Origin of the sequence: uncultured Allofournierella sp., from assembly GCA_944382705.1 — a bacterium.
Lineage (GTDB): Bacteria > Bacillota > Clostridia > Oscillospirales > Ruminococcaceae > Allofournierella.
On sequence record CALWNE010000035.1, the window covers coordinates 1 to 14,021 of the forward strand.

A 14,021-nucleotide genomic window follows, 5' to 3' on the forward strand; every position below is an offset into this window, starting at 1 on the left:
TGCCGCTGTGAATGGCTTGCACTAACTCTTTTATCATCTGGGACGGGCAGGCATCCCGCTGGTTGAGCACCACCGAAAACCGCCGTCCCTGGGTTGCTTTAGCCAGTCCCCATGGGCTGGTAATCATTCGGGCCAGCTGCCCGGGATTCAAAGGCTGCTGGGGGGTGATGTTCAGCTGCTGGCAGGCCAGCTGGCTGCGAAAACATACCTCCTCTAGCGGTTTGCCCAGGCAGGAAAGACCCACCAAACCCACCACCTGCACCGTATCCTCCGGTAAGGCCGGCTCCTGGGGGCCGGGCACTTTACAGGGCAGCATACGGGAACCATCTGCCTCTGCCAGCACCACATCCGCCAGTTGGGGTAGCCGGGCCAGCTCCTGGGGGGTGGTGGCGGTGAGTTTGCCCCGGTGGTCCTGGGGGCCAGCGACCACTGCCAGGCCCCTTGCCTCCAGCTGCCGGGCAATGCCGCCCAAATCCCCAGGCTGGTGCACCGGCCCATACAGCCCACAATCGGGGGGGAAGATATGGGTGGTGGTGGTGATAATTACCCGCTGCCCCTGGGCGGCCAGTTCCTGAGCCAAGGTAAGCATGGCGGTGGTTTTGCCCCCCGCTCCCACCAAGGCAGTAATGCCGGGCTGGATGCCCAGCAGCTGGGCCAGCGTTGGATGCTGCATCTGCATCGCCCCCTGTTTTTCGTTATAACAAATACAGTATAACGCATAATCCAAGCTGGCACAAGCAGCCGCAGACTTGCGGTGCAAAAAATCCCCGTGCTCACCACTTGTTCAGCTTGTGCGAAGCGGGCAAAGCCCTTATAATAGGGGGGTATAGACGCCATCCCCCCACATTACCCTCCAAGGAGAGCTACCATGCAACAATACAACGAAGAACTGGTGTTTGAAACCGTTGCCCTGGCCGGTGAGGTGCTGCTGGCCAGCGGTGCGGAAATTTTTAGGGTAACCGACACCATGCAGCGCATTGCCACAGCCTACGGCTGCCCGCAGCTGGACTCCTTTGTGGTGAGCAATGGTGTGCTGCTTTCCACCGGGGGCCAGGGCCGCCGGTACCAGGCCAAGGTGAGCCATATTCCCCTGGGCTCCAGCCGGTTGGACCGCATTGATGCGGTAAACCAGCTTTCCCGGGAAATTACCCTGGGCATACATACACCCCGCCAGGCGTATCAGCGCTTGCGGGAGATTCAGGCCATGACCACACGGTCTGCATGGCAGCGGCTGGTGGCCTGCGCCATTGGCAGCGCCGCCTTTGCCTATGTGTTTGGCGGCAACTGGGCGGACGCACTGGCGGCTGGCATTGGCGGCACGGTGCTGTGCCTGTACTTCTTTTTTCTGGTGCGGGGGCGGCTTTCCAAAATCGCCCTTCACATCTCCGGGGGTGCGCTGGCCACCCTAACCGCCATAGCACTGCTGAACCTGGGCCTTGGCACAAATCTTGAAATCATTACCGCCGGGGCGGTGGCCCAGCTGCTGCCCGGCATGGCCTTCACCAACGCCATCCGTGATATTGCAGACGAGGATTATATCTCTGGCAGTGTGCGGCTGCTGGACGCTATGCTGGTAATCTTCTGCATTGCCGCCGGAGTGTTTTTAGGCGGCTGGTTTTTGGGGCAGCTGTAAGGGAAAGGAGCATTGAATGGTTCGTTTTATCTGCGAAACGCTTGCCGCCGGCATTGGCACTGCCGCTTTTTCGCTGGTGTTTCATGTGCCGCCCCGGTACTTTTTGCGGTGCGGTGTTACCGGCGGCCTTAGCTGGATGGTGTATCTGGCCGCTTCTCATCTGATGGGTGCCCTGCCTGCCATCTTTGTGGCCACGGTAACGGTGGTGTTCTTTTCCCGTTTTTCTGCGGTACAGCTGCGCTGCCCGGTTACAATTTTTTTGATTCCCGGTATCTTTCCTCTGGTTCCCGGTCTTGCGGTGTACCGCACAGCCATTGCCCTGGTGGCCGGCGACATGGCCCATGTGCGCAGTGCCGGTGCCACCGCCCTGCAAACCGCTGTGGTGATGGTGCTTGCCATCCTGCTGGGGCTGGAATTGCCCAGCGGGCTGTTCCGCCGGATTGCCGGGCTGCTGGGCCGCCGGTAAGGGCCCTTTAAGGCAACTAAAAAACCGCTCCAAAGCCAACCGGGCTTTGGAGCGGTTTTTTGCGTTTATGCTGCAAAGAGGGTTATCCGTTGGGGGTTTGCTTTGGCTCCCAGTTCAGGCTGCGGCCCACTGCCCGGTGCCAGCCTTCCAGCAGCTGGCTGCGCTTGGCCGGTTCCATAGAAGGCTCAAAGGCCACATCGCAGTTCCAGGTGGCACTAATCTGGCGGGTATCCTGCCAGATGCCCACCGCAAGCCCTGCCAGGTAGGCAGCGCCCAGGGCCGTTGTTTCCCGGATTACCGGCCGGCGAACGGTGCAGTCCAGCACATCCGCCTGGAACTGCATCAAAAAGCCATCCCGGGAGGCTCCGCCGTCCACCTTTAGCTCCCGCAGGTGCATCCCGGTGTCCTTTTCCATGGCGGCCAGCACATCGGCACTTTGGTAGGCAATGGACTCCTGGGCCGCCCGGATGATGTGCTCCCGCCGGGTGCCACGGGTAATGCCCACCATGCAGCCCCGGGCATACATATCCCAGTAGGGTGCACCCAGGCCGGTGAAGGCCGGCACAATGTACACGCCGCCGCTGTCCGGCACCTTTTGGGCATAGTACTCTGCATCCCGGCTTTCGGTGATAAACCGCAGTTCATCCCGCAGCCACTGAATCACTGCGCCGCCCACAAACACGCTGCCCTCCAGTGCGTACTGCACCTGGCTGCCCACGCTGGCGGCAATGGTGGTTACCAGCCCGTTCTGGCTGCGGCAGAGCTGGCTGCCGGTGTTCATCAGCAAAAAGCAGCCGGTGCCATAGGTGTTTTTGGCCTGGCCTGCCTCAAAGCAGCATTGGCCAAAAAGGGCGGCCTGCTGGTCGCCTGCAATGCCTGCCACCGGAATGTCCACCCCGCTGATGTTGGTGGTGCCAAATACCCGGCTGCTTTCCAGCACATGGGGCAGCATGTCCCGGGGAATGTCCAGGGCATTCAACAGGGTATCGTCCCAATCCAGGGTTTCGATGTTAAACAGCATGGTGCGGCTGGCGTTGGTGCGGTCGGTGGCGTGAATGGCGCCCCCTGTCAGCTTCCACAAAAGCCAGCTGTCCACCGTGCCAAACAGAACATCCCCCCGCTGGGCTGCCTGGCGGCTGCCGGGCACCTGGTCCAGAATCCATTTGATTTTGGTGGCGGAGAAATAGGCGTCCGGCACAAGGCCGGTGGTGGTGCGGATGTGCTGCTCCAGCCCCTGGGCCAGCAGCTGGTCCACAAGGGGGGCGGTGCGGCGGCACTGCCACACAATGGCGTTGTAAATGGGGCGGCCGGTGTGCCGGTCCCACAGAATGGTGGTTTCCCGCTGGTTGGTAATGCCAATGGCGGCTATGTCCTTGGGGTCCACCCCACTTTTTGCAATAACCTCCATCATTACGCTGTACTGGCTGGACCAAATCTCCATGGGGTCATGCTCCACCCATCCCTGCTGGGGAAACAGCTGGGCAAACTCCCGCTGCGCCACCGCCACGGCGGCCTGGTTTTGGTCAAACAACATGGCACGGCTGCTGGTGGTTCCCTGGTCCAGCGCCAGAATGTATCTTGCCATATATAGTTCATCCTTTCCGGTTCAGTTGCTCTGTTGTTCAGTGTACCACATCCCACTGGCAAACACAAACACCGGAAAACACCCTAAACGCCCTGGAGTGAACGGTAATTTTGCGTATAATTTTGCCATAAAAACAATTTACAATGTCCTGCCTGGGATTTATAATGTAACATGAATGAATCTGCACAGCGGGTCTGTGGCTCTGCTGTGCCAAACAACCTCAAAGGAGAATGTTTTTATGGAACGTTTGGTTGGCACCGTGTCCCGGGGTATCCGTGCCCCCATCATCCGTCAGGGCGATGACCTGGCCAGCATTGTGGTGGACTCTGTATTGGCCGCTGCACAGAGCGAGGGCTTCAGCCTTCAGGACCGGGATGTTATTGCCGTAACCGAGGCCGTTGTGGCCCGCAGCCAGGGCAACTACGCAACTGTGGAGCAGATTGCCCAGGATGTAAAGGCAAAGTTCGGGGGCGAAACTCTGGGCGTTATCTTCCCCATCCTGAGCCGCAACCGGTTTGCCATCTGCCTGAAGGGCATTGCATCCGGCTGCAAAAAGGTGGTTCTGATGCTCAGCTACCCCTCCGACGAGGTGGGCAACCATCTGATTACCGAGGATGAACTGGATGCCTCCGGCGTGAACCCCTGGAGCGATGTGCTCAGCGAGGAGCGCTACCGGGAACTGTTTGGCTACAAAAAGCACACCTTCACCGGCGTGGATTATGTGGAGTACTACCGCAGCGTCATCGAGGAAGCTGGCGCCGAGGCGGAAATCATCTTTGCCAACAACCCCCGTGCCATTTTGGATTACACCAAGAATGTGCTCACCTGCGACATCCACACCCGCAAGCGCACCCAGCGCCTGCTGAAGGCTGCCGGTGCCGAAAAGGTGCTGTGCCTGGATGAAATCATGACCGAGAGCGTAAACGGCAGCGGCTACAACAGCACCTATGGTCTGCTGGGCTCCAACAAGGCCACCGAAGAAACCGTGAAGCTGTTCCCCATCCACTGCCAGGAACTGGTGGAGGCCATTCAGCAGCGCATTCTGGATGCAACCAGCAAGCATGTGGAGGTTATGGTGTACGGCGACGGCGCCTTTAAGGACCCCATGGGCAAAATCTGGGAGCTGGCCGACCCTGTTGTTTCCCCCGGCTACACCGCCGGCCTGGAAGGTACCCCCAACGAGCTGAAGCTCAAGTACCTGGCCGATAACGACTTTGCTTCCCTCTCCGGCCAGGAGCTGAAGGATGCCATCTCCAAGGCCATCCGGGAGAAGGACGAAAAGGCCGAAAACCTCACCGGCAACATGGCCAGCCAGGGCACCACTCCCCGCCGCCTCACCGATCTGATTGGCAGCCTGTGCGATCTGACCAGCGGCAGCGGCGACAAGGGCACCCCCATCATTCTGGTGCAGGGCTACTTCGACAACTACACCAAGTAAGCCCCCCTTTCAACCTGCAAAAGCAAAAGCCTTTCCGAACCATTGGTTCGGAAAGGCTTTTTTGTTTGAAATCTGCCCGGGCAGGTTTTTTTAAAAGCTCCAGATGCTCACGGCCAAAAACACCAGCAGCCACACAATCATGCCCGGGTTGCATACCACCTGCTTTACCAGGCTGCCCCGCACTAGGGCAGGGCGTACAAACAGGCTGCGGCGCATCTCCAAAAACAGCACGCAGCCCAGGCCAACCACCAGCAGCATAACCCAGCTCAGCACACTGGCCGCCATGCCATCGCCGATTTGAACCAGCACATTGGCGCTGTAAAAGTTCACAAACAGGTGAATCATCATGCCGTACAGCACGGTGCCGGTGCGGCACACCAGATAGGCCAGCCATGCCCCCAGCACAAAGGCGTACAAAAACTGCTCAAAGTTTGCATGGAAGGTGCCAAAGAACAGGGCCGAAACCAGGATGTAGGGCCCTTCGCCAAAGCGAATCAGCTTTTTGTAAAGGTAGCCCCGGAACACCAGCTCCTCCATTATGGCGGGCACCAGCACCACCAGCAGCAGGGCCCCGGCCGGGGAAAGGGTGTCCAGCATCTGGCCCACTAAATCCTGCACCGGCGAGCGGCCCAGTGCCAACCGGATAAGCCCCAGCACCAGGGCGCAGGCCAAATTGGCCACAATCATGCCTGCATAGCCCACACAAAGGGCCCGGCCAAAGGCAAGCGGCGGCAAGCTCCGCTTTGGTTTTAAGGGCAGCTGGCCTGTGCTGGGCAGCAGCTGGCCCACCAGCAGCAGCACCGGCAGACCCATGCCGTACAGGCACAAATCATTCAGCAGCGTCCAGGTATCCATGGTAAACCATACACGGGCATAGCGGGCCATATAGGCAATGAGGGTATATGCCCCATACTGCACCAGAAACATGGCCGCAAAGCCGACAGCCAGGATGCTTACGGTGCGCCGGAAGGACGGGGCTTGGTTGATTGTTTGTTGTTGCAGCAAGGTTGGCAGCCTCCCTTATTTGGGGCCGCTGGCCCGCAAATTATTTTGTAATATTTGTAATAAGTGTATCACACTATCGGCGCAAATACCACAAAATCTCCTGGATTTTTTGAAAGGTTACTGAGCATCTTGGCTGTCCGGTCCGGCGGGGCTGGTCTGCCGGTCCACCTGGCGGTATATCTCCAGTGCATCCAACACATGATAGGGGGGTGTTGCTGCCGAGCCCTGGGCTTGTGCGGTAATAAGCAGGTATTCCCGCCCATTGATTTGCGCTAAGCTTGCAAGGCACAGGCCTGCCTGGTCTGTAAAACCGGTCTTTCCGCCCAAAATAGCTCCGCCGGGCAGCTGTCCCGTTTCTCCCTGCTGCGCCAAAAAACGAAAGAGGGTGCTATACAGGGTAAGCCCCTGGGGGTGTGCGCTGGTGGGGGCTGTGGTGTACTGGCTGCTGGTAAAAACAGTGCGGAATTCCGGCTGCTGCAAAGCGTACCGGGCCAGCAGGGCCAAATCCTCCAATGTGCTGGTGTGCTGTGGCTGGTGCAGCCCCGTTGTGTTCACAAAATGGCTGTGGGTCATGCCCAGCCGTTGTGCGGTGTGATTCATGCGCTCCACAAACGCTTCTTCCGAACCATCCAACTGCCGGGCCAAGGCTACACAGCACTCTGCTCCCGAGGGCAGCATCATGCCATACAGCAGGTCTCGCCGTGTAACCGGCTCTCCTGCCCAGAAGCCTGCCATGGAAGCCTGCTGGGCATACAGCTCTGCAAATATATCCTGGGGCATATCCACCTCATCCTCCAGGGAACCATCCGTTTCCAGCACTGTGAGTGCGGTGAGCATTTTGGTAAGTGAAGCAGGATAGATGGTTTCGTCGCTGCCCTGGCTGGCCAGAACCTGGCCTGTTTTCAGATCCATCAGCAGCAGCTTTTGGCTGTACAGGCTGCTGGTGTCCAGCTGGATGGAAGGCGGTGCCGGGGTTGGGCTTGGCGTGGGGGTTGGCGTGGAGGTGGGTACAGGCGAAGCAGTAGGCGAGGGGCTGGGCATCACCTGGGCCCACAAACTGCTGCCCCAGCCTGCGGCTGATGTTCCCTTGGAGCCCAGCGGGCCTTGCAAAGCCACTGCGGCCAGGCAACTAAAAAGCAGCGTTGCCAGCACCAACACCCTTCTGCGCTTTTTGCGCCGCACCTTTGCACGCTGCGCCTGTTTGCGTGCCAGCCGCCGTTTTTGATTATCCATTCAATCATCCTTCCTGTGCCGGGAATTTTGTTCCATGGTATAAACGATGAATGGCCCGGCTATATTTCATTTCATCCAGCTTGCAGGCTGGGAGATTTTTGCTCTTTCCTCGACTTTGCGCTCTCAGCGTGCTATACTGGGGAGAAACTGCACACACCCACAAGGAGGAACTCTGCCCATGCCCGGCCTTGCCCCCATTGCGCCAGCCCTGCTGGACTGGTTTTATCAAAACGCCCGTACCCTGCCCTTTCGGCAGGACCCCACCCCCTACCACATCTGGGTAAGCGAGATTATGCTTCAGCAAACCCGTGTGGCCGCTGCGCTGGACTACTATCACCGCTGGATGGAGCAGCTGCCCACCATTCAGGACCTGGCCCAGTGCCCGGAAGAAAAACTCCACAAGCTGTGGGAGGGCCTTGGCTACTACAACCGGGTGCGCAACCTGCAAAAAGCCGCCCAGATTGTTTGCCAGGAGTATGGCGGCCAGCTGCCTGCCGATTACGACCTGCTGCGCAAGCTGCCCGGCATTGGAGAGTACACCGCCGGGGCCATTGGCTCCATCGCCTTTCATCTGCCTGTGCCTGCCGTGGACGGCAATGTGCTGCGGGTGTTCAGCCGCCTGTACAACGACGACCGGGACATTATGGACACCAAAACCAAACGGGCTTTTTCCCAGTGGGTAATGGAGCACCAGCCCCCCGAAACACCGGGCGATTACAACGAGGCCCTTATGGAGCTGGGTGCGCTGGTCTGTCTGCCTGGGGGCGAGCCCCTGTGCGGTCAGTGCCCTTTGGCCCATCTGTGCCGGGCCAGGGCGGCAGGCACCCAGCTGGAGCTGCCGGTAAAAAAAGCCGCCAAAGCACGGCGCACCCAATCGGTTACGGTATTTTTGGTGCGCAGCAGCCAGGGCTTTTTGTTGCAGCAGCGGCCCCGCCGGGGGCTTTTGGCCGGGCTTTGGCAGCCCCTTTTGGCCGAACAGCCCCTGGATGCCGCCCAGGCGCAGCAGTGGCTGGCAGACCTGGGGCTTAAAGCACAGCTGGGCCAGCCACTGCCTGCAGCCAAGCATATTTTCAGCCACATTGAGTGGCAGATGAGCGGCTGGATGGTACAGGCCCAGCCCGGCCCGGCCCCCAAGGGCTGCCGGTGGGTGACCTCCCAGCAGCTGGAGCAGGAGTATACCCTGCCCGGTGCATTCAAGGCCTACCGGGCTTTGCTGGGGCTTGCTGCGGAAATCTTTGCAAAATAAGCATTGTATTCCTACCCCTTGCAGGATATAATAAAGTCAGACCCGTAAATGATCGCAGGCGCGCCAACGCTGCCCCTGCAAAGGAGGATTTTGTTATGAAGCATTCTACCCTCGTTGCTATTCTGTTGTTCCTGGCCGCTGCCGTGGGCGCACTCACCGCAGCCTGGCTGTATATCCGCCGTCGTGAAAAGGAGCTGGACGAGTACGAGCAGCTGCTGTTCAGCGATGAGTTCGACGAAGAGGACGAGCCTGTCAGCGCCGAAGAAGCCGCTCCTGCTCCGGACTATGTTGTGGAAGCCGACACCGAGGCTGAAGACGAAGAATAAGCAAAAAGACCTGGCCCGGTGCCAGGTCTTTTTTTATTGCTGGATGCTATAGCATGGGGGTTACAGCGTTTTTTGCCCAAACACCAGATGGGGGCCAATTTCCGCCAGGCTGTGCACGCCGCACATGGCCATGGTGTCCTGCAACTCGGTGCGGAGTTTTTCGGTGAGCACCGCCACACCCTCTGCCCCGCCGCCATATACGGCGGTTACATAGGGCCGGGCCAGCATGACTGCATCCGCCCCAAGGGCCAGTGCCTTGCACACATCCACACCACTGCGGATGCCTCCATCCACCAAAATCATCAGTTTGCCTTTTACGGCTTTTGCAATTTGCGGCAGTACCCAGGCGGTGGGGGGCACACCATCCTGCACACGGCCACCGTGGTTGGATACCACAATGCCCGCCGCTCCTGCCTCCAAAGCTTTCTGTGCTCCCTGCACCGTCATAACCCCCTTTACAATAAAGGGCAAACCGGCCTGCCGGACGATTTCCGCCAGCTCCTGGGTGGTTTTGCTGCCTGCGGGCGGGGTCTTGCCTTTTAAAAAAGGCAGACCGGCAGCGTCGATGTCCATGGCAACCGCCGGGGCACCGCTGGCCCGAACAACGGCCAGCTTTTGGGCCAGGGTGTCCGCATCCCAGGGTTTTACGGTGGGAATGCCCCGTCCCTGGGCGTTGCGGATGGCATCTGCCGCTGCATCAAACACCGCCGGGTCAATGCCATCGCCGGTAAAGGCGGCAATGCCTGCCTGGGCACAGGCGGGCACCAGAATGTTGTTATACTCCAGGTCGGTGAACCGATCGCCATAATGGAGCTTCACCGCCCCCACCGGTGCTGCAAACACCGGCAGCGAGTAGGTTTGGCCAAAAAACGAAAAGCTGGTATCCACCGGTTTGTTTTCACAGATGGTGTCCATGTTCAGGTACACCTGCTGCCATGCTTCGTAGTTTTTGGCCGCCACCGTACCGGTACCTTTTGCGCCGGGGCCCGGCATACTGGCACCGCAAGCCTTGCCGTTGCACACAGGGCACACTTTGCAATAAGGGCCGCTGCACTGGCGGGCCTGCTCCAATACCTGCTGATAGGTCATACAGATTCCTCCCTTGATTGGTTCGTTCTCTTTATTGGCTATCATAGACCCCTTGGTTGTGTCTGTCAAGGCGGCAATCCCCCTTTTGCGTACCGGGTCGAACTGTGTTACAATAAGGCAAATACAGGGGTCTGCTGTGTTTGCTGCGGCCCCCTTTGCAGGGAGGTATTACCCCATGAAGCGTTTTTTTGCCTGGATTTTGATGGTGGTACTGTTCACCGGCTTGCTGGTGGGCGGCACTCTGGGCTTTTTTTACTGGCAGGCGGACGAAAGCCATCTGCCCGATTCTCAAATTACCCTGGCAGGCCAGACCCTGAGCCAGCCGGTGGGCTACAGCTGGCGGCTGCCGGTGTTTGGCGGTGCTTTGTGGCGCACCCACAGCCTAAGCCCCGGCCAGGCCATCCAGACGCTGGAGCCTATCTTGCAGGACTCTGCACCACTGGAGCTGCCCCAGGGCCTAAACCTGGAGGACAGCCAGCTCACCCTCACCACCCAGGACGGCCAGAAGGTCTTTGAAGGCGATGGCCTTGAGTGGAACCAGTTCCGTTTTGGGGCAAACGGCAGCTACCTGCTTACTATTGTGGCAGCCAACGAGGGGTACGAACAGGGCAAGGCCGATGCGCAGGGCTGGTATCAGTACCAGTGCCGGTTTACGGTGCAGGCCCCTGCGCTGCTCACCCTGTCCGCCTCCTCCATTGCCCAGGGGGACAGCCTGGCGGTGTATGTTTCCGGCGTGCTGGACCAAACCCAGACGCCAGTGGGCGAAAGTGATTTGGGCAGCATCTGGTTTACCCCGGTGTCCGGCGGATGGGTGGGTTATCTGGGAGCTTCCTACAACACCCCCGGCGGCAGCCACACCATTACCGTGACCGTAGGCCAGCAGCAGCTCACCGCCACGGTGGAGGTAACGGCCAGCAGCTATGGCACTACCACCACCCAGCCGGACAGCTCCACCGCCCAGGCCAACGAGCAGTTCTTTAACACCATGTACGGCCTGTACACCCAGGGCAGCAGCGAAAAATACTGGAGCGGCGGCTTTACTGCCCCGGTGGAGGGCACTGTCTACCAGCCCTATGGGGCCAAGCTTACCCTGCCGGACGGCAGCTCTGGGGGCCAGTCCGCCAGTGTTACCTACATGGCTGCCCTCCATGCGCCGGTCAAGGTCCCTGCCCCCGGTAAAGTAGTGCTGGCAAAGCAGCTGGAACTGACCGGCAACACGGTGGTCATTGACCATGGTTGTGGGGTTAAAAGCTATCTGTTTTATCTGGACAGTCTGAGTGTACAGCAGGGCCAGCAGGTGGAACAGGGCCAGCAGCTGGGCCAGTGCGACAAGCTGGTAACCTGGGAGGTGCGCATTGGCAACAAAACCATCGACCCTGCCAAACTGCTGAAAACCAGCGGCGGCCTGTTTTACCAGCCCCGTTAAAACCCCTCTGCCTTATTTTTAAGACCCATGGCAACAAGCAGCCCCCAGCCGGTACCGGCTGGGGGTTTGATTTTTTGTTTGCGCTGTCAGACTTGCACACCTTGGGGCTGCTCCAGCTCAAAGTCCTGGGGCAGCAGCAATTCCAAAGGTGCCTGAGTCTGCACCATCAGGCGGCGGCTCTGGTTCAGGATGGCCTGTTCCAGCGTGTTGCGGGCCAGGCGGCCATTGCCCTGCTCCCTGGCGTTTGTCTGCTGGGCGGCGGTGTAATAGGCAGTGAGCGGCTGCTGACAGTCCGCCGAAAGCTGATAGCCCCGGGCGGTGGCCAGCTGGCAGGTGATTTGCCACAGCTGAGGGCCTGTGTAGTCCGGAAATTCAATTTGATTGGGAAAGCGGGAACGCAGCCCGCTGTTGGCCTGCAAAAAGTCCTGCATCTCCTTGGTATAGCCGGCCAGAATCACCACCAGGTCTTCCCGGTGGTCCTCCATGCCCTTTACCAGGGTGTCGATGGCTTCCAGCCCAAAGGTATCCTGCTGGCCCCGGTAGAGGGAATAGGCTTCGTCAATGAACAGCACGCCCCCCAACGCCGATTGAATCACCTGCTGGGTGAGGGGGGCCGTATGGCCCACATACCGGCCCACTAAGTCTGCACGGCTTACCTCCACCAGCTGCCCGCTGCTGAGGGCGCCCATGGCTTTCAGGTACTGGCCCACCAGCCGGGCAATGGTGGTTTTGCCGGTGCCGGGGTTGCCGGTAAAAATCATATGCATGGAAACCCCCTGGGCTTTTAGCCCCTGGGCGGCCCGGCGCTGCTGCACCTGCACATTCTGGTAAAGGCTGCGTACATACTCCTTCACCGGTTCCAGCCCCACCAGTGCCTCCAGCTGCTGCTGGGCCTGCTGTAAATCCCCGGTGTAGGGCTGACGCAGCAGCCCCAGCAAATCCACCGGCTGGGCATCGCCCTGCTTGAGAACCACCCGCCCCTGCTGGGCGGTAAGCACCAGCGGCTGCTGGATTGGCTGCTCCTGCTGCAAACGGTATTCCGCCAAAGCCCGGCGGCAGCGGGTGCAAAACTCCCCAATGGGCAGTGCACCCCGGCCCGGCGTGGCCTGGGCGGCTGCCAGGTCCCTGAGGGCGGCATCCATCTCCACCGTCCAGCCCAGCTGCTGCTGGGCATACCGGGCCAGCTGGTTAAGCTGCTGGGCGGCAATGGCGGTGAGGGTTTGGGCTTCAAAGGGCTTGCTTTGGCACACATCCCCCAGGGCACTTACTGCCTGAGCCCCCAGTCCTGCCGCAAGGCTTTGGGGGCCATGAGCACCCACAAACACCAGATACTTGCCCGGTGCGCTCAGGTGGCTTACCACCCCCGGAGCCAGAGCAGTGCCGGTTTCCACCAGCACCCCTTTTTGCACCAAGTACCGGTTATTAAGGGGCGCTTTGCCGGTTTGCACCAGCTGGCCCAGCGTGTGCAAAAAGGCCGGGTGGCAGCCCTGCCAGCCCTCCAGCAGCAGCACTGCAGCCGGGGATTGGAGGGCAGCGTACAAATCCTGCAAAAAGAGTTTTTCCTGGACCGGGCCGGGGTATCGGTTCAGCTCCAGCCGGGCCAGTTCATCGCTGGGCAGCAGCCCCCGGCGGGCCAGCTGCGCCGTAATGGTTTGCAGGGCCAGGTGCTTGCCCGTACCCAGAGGGCCGTGTACCAGCAGACTGCCCCGCATCTCGGTGGCGGGGGTGCCCAACACAAAGGGCCGCTTGAAGGCAATCACCAGCTGGCGCACCAGTTCCGGCTGACCCAGCACCTGCTGCTCCACCGCCTGTTCCAAACCCTGGAAAGCTTCCAGACTGGCGGCAGAGTGGACGGGCGGCGGGACCGGCTTGGCCGCAGCCTGCCCCGGCAGCAGCAGGCCGTCCTGTTCCATGCTTTGGGTCAGCTGACTGCCCAGCTGTGCAATCTCCTGGGCCTGGCGGCGCAGCTCCTGTTCCAGTGCCTGCTGGCTGTCGGCTGGGGTGGCAGCATCCGGGCTTTGCTGGGGCTGGGCTTGGCTCTGCCCGGCCCGAAACCGGCCCTGACTGCCAAACACCCCGTTCATCAGGCTTTCCCAATCGTTTGCGGCCATGGCTGTATTCCTCCTTTAAATGGCTGATTCGCTTTTGCTTATTGTACCACATTCTGGCTCAATATGCGCCGGGCTGCGGCAGCTGGAATAAAAAGCAAATCCCCCCGGCCTTGCCTGCCGGGGGGATTGCTTGTGTTTAATGGTGCCCAGGGACTGGTTTTTGCAGCAAAACCGCCTTAGCGCTGTACACGGCCGGAGCCGTTGCCAGCTGCCAGCTTCTCCACCTCATCCACAGAAACGAAGTTGTAGTCACCCTCGATGGAGTGCTTCAGAGCGGAAGCTGCAACAGCAAACTCAACAGCCTCCTGGGTGTTCTTGCCGCTCAGCAGAGCGTAGATCAGGCCGCCGCCAAAGCTGTCGCCGCCGCCTACACGGTCGATGATGTGCAGGTGGTACAGCTTGGAGAAGCAGTACTCGTCGCTGGCAACATCGTACAGCATAGCGCTCCAGTCGTTGTCAAAGG

The 14,021-nt window shown here is 59.9% G+C and carries 13 protein-coding genes; 6 read left to right on the forward strand and 7 right to left on the reverse strand.

Annotation, left to right across the window (positions count from 1 at the left end; translation table 11 throughout):
• Positions 1–673, reverse strand: a 673-nt coding sequence (gene yqeC / locus ACH2EM_RS05195) for a selenium cofactor biosynthesis protein YqeC (protein WP_395151073.1), incomplete at its 3' end; no start/stop codon positions are given.
• Positions 674–868: 195 nt separating this feature from the next.
• On the opposite strand from yqeC, the gene ACH2EM_RS05200 reads away from it, so the two are divergent.
• Complete coding sequence (locus tag ACH2EM_RS05200; RefSeq protein ID WP_395151074.1) at positions 869–1,633, forward strand: threonine/serine exporter family protein; 765 nt, start codon at positions 869–871, stop codon at positions 1,631–1,633.
• Positions 1,634–1,649: 16 nt separating this feature from the next.
• A complete protein-coding gene (locus ACH2EM_RS05205; protein WP_395151075.1) occupies positions 1,650–2,099 on the forward strand; it encodes a threonine/serine exporter family protein in 450 nt (149 codons plus the stop codon).
• Positions 2,100–2,181: 82 nt separating this feature from the next.
• On the opposite strand, the gene glpK is transcribed toward ACH2EM_RS05205, so the two are convergent.
• Positions 2,182–3,684 carry a glycerol kinase GlpK gene (gene glpK, locus ACH2EM_RS05210; RefSeq protein ID WP_395151076.1) on the reverse strand — a complete coding sequence of 501 codons (1,503 nt, stop codon included), beginning with the start codon at positions 3,682–3,684 and terminating at the stop codon, positions 2,182–2,184.
• Between the two features lie 238 nt (positions 3,685–3,922).
• Between glpK and ACH2EM_RS05215 the strand changes: the two genes are divergently transcribed.
• Positions 3,923–5,122, forward strand: coding sequence for a coenzyme F420-0:L-glutamate ligase (locus ACH2EM_RS05215; RefSeq protein ID WP_395151077.1), 1,200 nt, complete (start codon positions 3,923–3,925; stop codon positions 5,120–5,122).
• Between the two features lie 90 nt (positions 5,123–5,212).
• Here ACH2EM_RS05215 and ACH2EM_RS05220 read toward each other — a convergent pair whose 3' ends face one another.
• Positions 5,213–6,127, reverse strand: a complete 915-nt coding sequence (locus ACH2EM_RS05220) for a CPBP family intramembrane glutamic endopeptidase (protein WP_395151078.1) — start codon at positions 6,125–6,127, stop codon at positions 5,213–5,215.
• Positions 6,128–6,244: 117 nt separating this feature from the next.
• On the reverse strand, positions 6,245–7,360 hold the full coding sequence (locus ACH2EM_RS05225; protein WP_395151079.1) for a D-alanyl-D-alanine carboxypeptidase family protein: 1,116 nt from the start codon (positions 7,358–7,360) through the stop codon (positions 6,245–6,247).
• Between the two features lie 178 nt (positions 7,361–7,538).
• On the opposite strand from ACH2EM_RS05225, the gene mutY reads away from it, so the two are divergent.
• Both mutY and ACH2EM_RS05235 read left to right on the forward strand, forming a co-directional pair.
• Entirely contained in the window at positions 7,539–8,606 is a 1,068-nt protein-coding gene (gene mutY, locus ACH2EM_RS05230) for an A/G-specific adenine glycosylase (protein WP_395151080.1), read from the forward strand.
• A 95-nt stretch (positions 8,607–8,701) separates the two neighbouring features.
• Positions 8,702–8,932 carry a phosphatase gene (locus ACH2EM_RS05235; RefSeq protein ID WP_395151081.1) on the forward strand — a complete coding sequence of 77 codons (231 nt, stop codon included), beginning with the start codon at positions 8,702–8,704 and terminating at the stop codon, positions 8,930–8,932.
• A gap of 60 nt (positions 8,933–8,992) precedes the next feature.
• Here the strand turns inward: ACH2EM_RS05235 and ACH2EM_RS05240 are convergent, their stop codons facing one another.
• Positions 8,993–10,021 (reverse strand): alpha-hydroxy-acid oxidizing protein, encoded by a 1,029-nt coding sequence (locus tag ACH2EM_RS05240; protein ID WP_395151082.1) that lies wholly within the window; start codon positions 10,019–10,021, stop codon positions 8,993–8,995.
• A gap of 175 nt (positions 10,022–10,196) precedes the next feature.
• Here ACH2EM_RS05240 and ACH2EM_RS05245 point away from each other — a divergent pair, with 175 nt between their 5' ends.
• Positions 10,197–11,447 carry a peptidoglycan DD-metalloendopeptidase family protein gene (locus ACH2EM_RS05245; RefSeq protein WP_395151083.1) on the forward strand — a complete coding sequence of 417 codons (1,251 nt, stop codon included), beginning with the start codon at positions 10,197–10,199 and terminating at the stop codon, positions 11,445–11,447.
• 86 nt (positions 11,448–11,533) lie between these two features.
• Here the strand turns inward: ACH2EM_RS05245 and ACH2EM_RS05250 are convergent, their stop codons facing one another.
• Both ACH2EM_RS05250 and ACH2EM_RS05255 read right to left on the reverse strand, forming a co-directional pair.
• On the reverse strand, positions 11,534–13,558 hold the full coding sequence (locus tag ACH2EM_RS05250; RefSeq protein ID WP_395151084.1) for an AAA family ATPase: 2,025 nt from the start codon (positions 13,556–13,558) through the stop codon (positions 11,534–11,536).
• Between the two features lie 176 nt (positions 13,559–13,734).
• The coding region (locus ACH2EM_RS05255; protein WP_395150420.1) for a PfkB family carbohydrate kinase at positions 13,735–14,021 on the reverse strand (287 nt) is incomplete at its 5' end.

Bases quoted from the DNA above. Each gene is read 5' to 3' on its own strand.
- ACH2EM_RS05200 (WP_395151074.1), top strand. From the start codon at position 869: ATGCAACAATACAACGAAGAACTGGTGTTTGAAACCGTTGCCCTGGCC.
- ACH2EM_RS05205 (WP_395151075.1), top strand. From the start codon at position 1,650: ATGGTTCGTTTTATCTGCGAAACGCTTGCCGCCGGCATTGGCACTGCC.
- glpK (WP_395151076.1), bottom strand. From the start codon at position 3,684: ATGGCAAGATACATTCTGGCGCTGGACCAGGGAACCACCAGCAGCCGT.
- ACH2EM_RS05215 (WP_395151077.1), top strand. From the start codon at position 3,923: ATGGAACGTTTGGTTGGCACCGTGTCCCGGGGTATCCGTGCCCCCATC.
- ACH2EM_RS05225 (WP_395151079.1), bottom strand. From the start codon at position 7,360: ATGGATAATCAAAAACGGCGGCTGGCACGCAAACAGGCGCAGCGTGCA.
- mutY (WP_395151080.1), top strand. From the start codon at position 7,539: ATGCCCGGCCTTGCCCCCATTGCGCCAGCCCTGCTGGACTGGTTTTAT.
- ACH2EM_RS05235 (WP_395151081.1), top strand. From the start codon at position 8,702: ATGAAGCATTCTACCCTCGTTGCTATTCTGTTGTTCCTGGCCGCTGCC.
- ACH2EM_RS05240 (WP_395151082.1), bottom strand. From the start codon at position 10,021: ATGACCTATCAGCAGGTATTGGAGCAGGCCCGCCAGTGCAGCGGCCCT.
- ACH2EM_RS05245 (WP_395151083.1), top strand. From the start codon at position 10,197: ATGAAGCGTTTTTTTGCCTGGATTTTGATGGTGGTACTGTTCACCGGC.
- ACH2EM_RS05250 (WP_395151084.1), bottom strand. From the start codon at position 13,558: ATGGCCGCAAACGATTGGGAAAGCCTGATGAACGGGGTGTTTGGCAGT.